The sequence below is a fragment of the Brevundimonas sp. Root1423 genome (assembly GCF_001426805.1).
This window is the reverse complement of record NZ_LMFL01000066.1, coordinates 1-6,461: the sequence shown is the minus strand read 5'-3', so window position 1 is coordinate 6,461 and position 6,461 is coordinate 1. Positions and strand designations below refer to the sequence as shown.

At 69.3% G+C, this 6,461-nt stretch carries 6 protein-coding genes; all 6 read right to left on the bottom strand.

Annotated features, from left to right (window positions below):
- Positions 1-561: 561 nt before the first annotated feature.
- On the bottom strand, positions 562-1,047 hold the full coding sequence (locus tag ASD25_RS26715) for a DUF6173 family protein (RefSeq protein WP_055832668.1): 486 nt from the start codon (positions 1,045-1,047) through the stop codon (positions 562-564).
- A gap of 28 nt (positions 1,048-1,075) precedes the next feature.
- On the bottom strand, positions 1,076-2,233 hold the full coding sequence (gene rodA, locus ASD25_RS26710) for a rod shape-determining protein RodA (RefSeq protein WP_055832650.1): 1,158 nt from the start codon (positions 2,231-2,233) through the stop codon (positions 1,076-1,078).
- Complete coding sequence (mrdA, locus tag ASD25_RS26705; RefSeq protein ID WP_055832648.1) at positions 2,230-4,293, bottom strand: penicillin-binding protein 2; 2,064 nt, start codon at positions 4,291-4,293, stop codon at positions 2,230-2,232. Before mrdA ends, rodA begins: the two co-directional genes overlap by 4 nt.
- Entirely contained in the window at positions 4,290-4,808 is a 519-nt protein-coding gene (locus tag ASD25_RS26700) for a hypothetical protein (RefSeq protein WP_055832646.1), read from the bottom strand. Before ASD25_RS26700 ends, mrdA begins: the two co-directional genes overlap by 4 nt.
- Complete coding sequence (gene mreC / locus ASD25_RS26695; protein WP_055832644.1) at positions 4,805-5,902, bottom strand: rod shape-determining protein MreC; 1,098 nt, start codon at positions 5,900-5,902, stop codon at positions 4,805-4,807. The genes ASD25_RS26700 and mreC overlap by 4 nt, the downstream gene beginning before the upstream one ends.
- Before the next feature lie 138 nt (positions 5,903-6,040).
- The coding region (locus ASD25_RS26690; RefSeq protein WP_200943737.1) for a rod shape-determining protein at positions 6,041-6,461 on the bottom strand (421 nt) is incomplete at its 5' end.

Genomic DNA, 6,461 nt, shown 5'->3' with positions numbered 1-6,461 from the left:
GGCTAGCCCGGAACCGATATGTGGCCCCCTGCTTTCGCGTTACGGGGACCSGACTGTGTTTTCGGCGTCGCCGCCTKYGCTCCGCGTGATCGCGGCTTCCGAGCGCTTCGGGGCGGGCATCGCATGGCCAGCCGGGGTTTGCCTGTTTTCGGCCCCCGACCTCTCGCCATTTAGGCCCGCCGCCGAAAAGGCGACGCGCGACGTCCCGCAACGATCACACCCCGCCGCACGTGGTTGGCCCTGGCGCCAGACGCCCTCCCCCGCGACGGGATGCAGATAGTATGGGGCCGCCGGGGGGCGGTGCTGACAATAGAGTTTGAGAAAAGCGGAAGATGTTGAACCGGCAGGATATTTTCCCGCCAACCCGACTATAGATCCGGCGAGCAGCGTCACGCCTTCGCGCACCCCATCACCGTGCATCCCCGCAGAGGCGGGGACCCAGGTGTGAGCGACAACCGGGCTGGCTGAGGTGACCGGCGCTCATTCAGGCATCGGCGGCGGGGCCAAAGCCTGGGTCCCCGCCTCCGCGGGGATGCACGGAGGGGGGGACTGTCTTCTCCCCTATTTCGGGTTGGTCCTGGCGACCATTTCCGACAGCTGGAAGCCGATCCTTCGGGCCTCGCGCTCCTCGGGCTTCCTGCGCACGTCGAGCAGGACGTTGATCTGGCCGTAGTGCTGGATCAGGCGCACCGGCTTGCCGTCGGCGTTCTTGCCCAGGAACATGATGAAATCCGGGCCCCAGAAGCCGAGGTCCTCGATCGACATGGTGCCGTCGCCCGGCAGGCCGACGATGCGGGCGCCGATCTCCTCATCCTTGTCGAGACCCTTTTCGAAGTCCTCGATCAGCTTGGACAAGCGCACAAAGGCCCATTCGGCCGGGTTTTCACGCATCCGCACGCCGTCCATCAGGGCGGCGGTCTGCGCCGCAGAGGCCGCGGGGATGACGGGTTGCGGGCACGGCTTGTCGCCCCAGTCCGGCACGAAAACGGGTGGCGTCGCGGCTGCGGGGGCGGCTTTGGGGGCGGCTTTGGGTCTGGATTTGCTCATCATCCGACCCTAACGCACGAAGGCCGGATCAGAACAGTCCGTGGCCCTTGGGCAGTTCGGCGTAGCGGTGCACGCGGGTCGCCAGCACCAGGCCGAAGCCGAACATGACGGTCATCATCGACGACCCGCCGTAGGACAGCAGCGGCATCGGCACTCCGACGACCGGGGCCATGCCCATGACCATGGCGCCGTTGATGAGGACGAACAGGGCGAAGAAGGCCGTCATCCCCGCGGCGGCGATGCGGCCGAAATGGCTGTGCGCCAGGGAGGCGATGCGCAGGGCGATCAGGATGATGGCGATGTAGCAGGCCAGCACGGTGAACGAACCGACGAAGCCGAACTCCTCGGCCACGGTGGAGAAGATGAAGTCCGTGTGACGCTCCGGCAGGAATTCCAGCTGGCTCTGGCTGCCCAGGCCATATCCCTTGCCCAGCAGGCCGCCCGAGCCGAGCGCGATCTTGGACTGGATGATGTTGTAGCCCGTGCCCGACGGGTCGGACTCCGGGCTGAGGAAGGTCAGGACGCGGTTGCGCTGGTAGTCATGCATGCCGAACATGACGAAGGGCGGAATGACAGCCACGGCGGCGGCGGCCCCCACGGCGATGACGCGCCAGCTGAGACCGGCCACGAACATGACCACGGCGCCGGTCAGGCCGATGACCATGGCCGAGCCGAGGTCGGGCTGTTTGGCCACCAGCAGGAAGGGAACGCCGATCATGCCGGCCGGGATCAGCAGTTTCCACGACCAGCGGGCCTCCTGGGCCGTGTGATTGTGGTACCAGCGGGCCAGGGCGAGGACGAGACCCAGCTTGATGAACTCGGCGGGCTGGATGCGCATGAAGCCGAGATTCAGCCAGTTCTTCGCCCCGCCCGCCGTATAGCCCAGCGGCGTGAACTCGATCATCAGGACGAGGACCAGCAGAAGGCCGTAGAGCGGATAGGCGGCGCGGAACCACCATTTCGGATGCACCATCGCCAGTGCCAGCATGACCGTCAGCAGGGCCGCGAAACGGATGACATGCTTGGCGGCCCAGGGCTGCCAGCTTCCGCCCGCGATCGAATAGAGCATGGCGGCGCCGACCGTGGCGACGAGACACAGCAGACCGATCAGGCGCCAGTCCAGCTCGCTGATCTTGGTCGAGAGGCGGTCCCGCTCGCCGGGGCGTGTCAGGGCGGAGGCGGTCATCGCGGGGCCTCGGGCAGATAGGGTCGCGGGCCCGTGGTCGTCGCGGCAGCAGGGGGCGCCGGGGCGGGGGCCGGGGCCGGGGCCTGGGCGACGGGCTCTTCGGGCGCGGCGCCGGCGAGGTCTTCCGCCCCGGTTTCGGGACCCAGGGCCTCGGGCGGGGGCGGACGCTGGATCCGCTCCAGCATCTCGGGATCCTTGAGCAGGGTCGTGCGCATGATCTCGCGGGCGCGCGGGGCGCCGGCGGTGGCCCCGCCCTTGCCCCCGTGCTCGATGATGACCGCGACCGCATAACGCGGGGCGTCGACCGGGGCGAAGGCCACGAACAGATTGTGGTCCTTGAGCGCCCAGATGTTCGACTTGCGCGAGCCCGTTCCGTAGCTGCGGACCTGGGCGGTGCCGGTCTTGCCGGCCATCTGGATGTCTCCCAGCCCCAGCTGGGACTGGCGGTAGGCGGTGCCCGACCGGTCGTTGGCCACGGCGACCATGCCCTGGCGCACGATCTCGACGTGCTCGGGCGGGAAAGGCAGGTCCGGCACGGCGGCGCCCGAAGGCTGTTCGACGCCGCCGACCGACTTGATCAGGCGCGGATTGATGGCCTTTTTCGCATTGGCGATGCGCGCGGTCATCACGGCCAGCTGCAGGGCGGTGACGTTCACGTCGCCCTGGCCGATGGCGACGGACAGGGTCTCGCCGGGAAACCAGACGCGCGATTCGGGATTGGGATTGCGGCGGTTGTAGTTCGCCTTCCACGCCTTGCTGGGCACCGAGCCGGCCTTCTGGTTGCCGACCCCGATGTCGTAGGTCTGCATGAAGCCGATCTTCTTCGCCGTCTCCTGGATCAGGTCGACGCCGGCGCGGTTGCACATGTGATAGAAATAGACGTCGCACGAGTTCTTGATGGCGTTGTGCATGTCCTGCGCGCCGTGGCCGCGGGCTTCCCAGCAGCGGAACACGCGGTTGCCGAAGCGGTAGCCGCCGGTGCAGGTGACGCGCTCGGTCGGATCGACGCCGGCCTCGAGGATGGCGAGCGCCGTCGTCATCTTGAAGGTCGAGCCGGGGTGGAAGACTCCGTTCAGCGTCTTGTCCAGCAAGGGCTTGCGCTCATAGTCCGACAGGGCGCGGTAGATGCGCGACGGCACGCCGCCGACGAACAGGTTCGGATCGAACGACGGCGACGAGACCATGCACAGGATGTCGCCGTTGCGGACGTCCATGACCACGCAGCCGCCGGACTCCACGCCCATCACCTCCAGCGCCCGGTTCTGGACGTCGGCGTCGAGCGTCAGGACCACGTCCTTGCCCGGAACGGCGGGGCGCGAGCCGCCGACATCCTCGGCCACCACCCTGCCCCGCGCGTCGACCTCGACCCGGTTGCCGCCGGCCTCGCCGCGCAGGTCGGCGTCGAACGACTTCTCCACCCCCTGGCGGCCGATGCGGAAGCCCGGGTTGTAGAGAATCTCGGGGACCTTCTCGCCGCGGTCCTCGATCGCCTTGATGTCGCGGTCGTTGGGCTTGGCGACATAGCCGATGACGTGGGCGAAGGCGCCGCCGAACGGGTAGTAGCGGGCCTCGTTCATGTCGGCCATGACGCCCGGCAGCTCGTTGGCGTACAGATTGACCCGGGCGAACTCCTCCCAGGTCAGGTCGCTCTTGACCGGGACCGGCGAGAAGCGCGGCGCGGCGTTGACGTCGCGGATGATGGACCGGCGCCGGTCCATGGTGTCGGGCAGGAGCCGGCCCAGCAGGTCCAGGGTCTGGTCCAGGTCCTTGGTCTCGTCGCGCACCACCAGGACGCGGAAGCTGGGGCGGTTGCCGGCGATGACGACCCGGTTGCGGTCGAGGATCCGGCCCCGCGGCGGCGGCACGAGGCGGAAGTTGAACTGGTTGTTCGACGCCAGGGTGGCGTATTCGCCGGCCTGGACGACCTGCAGCTGGGCCAGGCGGCCGGTCAGGGCCAGCCCCCCGAGCGCCGTCAGCCCGCCGAAGACGAAGGTGCGGCGCAGGAAGGAGCCCTGCCGCTCATTGACGTCGGAGAAGAAGATGGACGGTTCCGAGCTCATCGGAACCTCACGTCGCCGTCTTCGAACCGTTCGATCATCTGGTGGGCGAAGGGGAACAGCAGCAGCGTCGGCACGACCTGGCCGATCAGGGCCAGCAGGCTGGCGGCGTTGTGGTCGATGATCATCCGCACGAAATAGACCAGCAGGAAGGCCAGGCCGCAGCAGGCCGCGTACCAGACGAACAGGACGACGGTGTCCTGGCCGATCAGGAAGCTGCGCGAGGCCAGGACCACCGCATAGATGGCCAGCAACGACAGGGCCCACAGGCCCAGCGGGCCGTAGGTGAAGATGTCGAGGCCGAGCCCCAGGCCTGTCAGGGCCAGAGGCGCGACCACCGAGGGGCGGATCAGCGGCCAGGCGAAGGCCAGCACCATGGGGATGACCGGCTCGGGCAGGTTCAGGCCGAAGATCTCGACCGGGGTGCCGAGGATGATGGTGACCGCGACCGTGATCAGGGCCGGATAGACGATCCACTGCATCGGCCCGACGACACGGACCGCGACGGGGCGTCTCATTCGGCCCCTCCCGCGGGAGGGGCGGCTGCGGGCGCGGGCGGCGGGGTCACGGCGGGCGCGGGCGCGGCCGGACGGGGCCGGGCGGCCTCGGCCGCGTCGGCGCGGGCCGCGGCGGCGCTGGACTGTTCGGCGCGGTCGCGGGCGGCGTCGCGGCGGGCGGCCGAATCGGCGATGGCGCCGGTCTGGGCCGCCGTGGCCTCGGGCAGGGTCCCGAGGGCGGCCAGAGGCGGGGCGTTGAGATCGTTCGGGCCGATCAGCTGGCCGAAGTCCTCGAACAGCATGACGCGGACGTAGTCGATGGCGCCCCGGTCGCTGAACAGCTTGACCCGCCACGAGCCGTCGATGCCCCTGGCGGCGACGCCGATCGGGACGCCGCGCGGGAAGCCGCCGCCGTCGCCGGAAGACAGGATGCGGTCGCCGGCCTGGACCGCGCCGACGCCGCGGATGAATTCGAGCCGCGGATTGTCGCTGCCGTCGCCGGTCAGCAGGGCGCGGGCGTCGGTGCGGTCGACCAGAACGGGCGTGCGGCTGGCGACGTCGGTCAGCAGCACCATCCGGCTGATTCCGGACGAGGTTCCGACGATGCGGCCGACCAGGCCGTGCTCGTTGATGACGGGATTGCCGACCTTGACGCCCTTGGCCGATCCGGCGTCGATCAGGCGAGCCCTGGAGAAGGGGCCGCGGGTGTCCGAGATGGAGCGGGCCGTCTGCATGGCGACGGGAGGCTCGGGGCGGATGCCCAGCATGGCCTCATAGCGGCCGTTGACGTTCTTGAGGGCGATGGCCTGGTCGCGCCACGGCGCCAGTTCGGCCAGTTCGCGCTTGAGCCGGCGGTTCTCGGAGACGGCGAAGAAATAGCCGCCGACATAGTCGGTGGCGTGGCCGAACCAGCGGACCGGGGCGGCGAAGACTCCGCCGACCGGGCCGGCCACCGCCTCGGCGCCCGAACGGACGGGCTGGTAAGGCGAGGTCTGGGCCCGGGCGTCGCTGATCAGCAGCAGGATGCAGCCGATCGCGGCGAGCACGACAGCGACCGCCGCGGTCCAGACCAGCGGCACCTTGATATTCTCGAACGGTCCGTCGCGAAACGCCACGGCGCGCCTTCCTGGAAAAGAGGGAATCAGCGGGAGCCCCCCGCCGACGTCTGCAGCCTATCGCAAAATCCGGGCCAGTTGGAAACCGGCGCGAACCCCGTGATGGCAGGGATTCAAGGCGATGTTTCGACCTGGGCCCTAGAGGGCCGAATCGAGCACGCCCTTCATCCAGCGCGGATGCTCCAGCACCCGGCCGCAGCCGATGGCGACGCAGGACAGCGGGTCGTCGGCGACCGAGACCGGCAGGCCGGTGTGGTCGCGGATCTCGGCGTCCAGGCCGCGCAGCAGGGCTCCGCCGCCGGTCAGCATGATGCCCTTGTCGGCGATGTCGGCGGCCAGTTCGGGCGGGGTGGCTTCCAGCGCGACCTTCACGGCCTCGACGATCTGCGAAACGGGCTCGGCCAGGGCCTCGGCGGCCTGGCGCTCGGAGATGCGGACCTCGCGGGGCACGCCCTGCATCAGGTCGCGGCCCTTGACGTCGATCGACAGGCCTTCGCCGTCGGCCGGGATGCGGGCGGTGCCGATGTCCTTCTTGATCGGTGCCGATGTCCTTCTTGAT

Bases quoted from the DNA above. Each gene is read 5' to 3' on its own strand.
- ASD25_RS26715 (WP_055832668.1), bottom strand. From the start codon at position 1,047: ATGAGCAAATCCAGACCCAAAGCCGCCCCCAAAGCCGCCCCCGCAGCC.
- ASD25_RS26700 (WP_055832646.1), bottom strand. From the start codon at position 4,808: ATGAGACGCCCCGTCGCGGTCCGTGTCGTCGGGCCGATGCAGTGGATC.
- rodA (WP_055832650.1), bottom strand. From the start codon at position 2,233: ATGACCGCCTCCGCCCTGACACGCCCCGGCGAGCGGGACCGCCTCTCG.
- mrdA (WP_055832648.1), bottom strand. From the start codon at position 4,293: ATGAGCTCGGAACCGTCCATCTTCTTCTCCGACGTCAATGAGCGGCAG.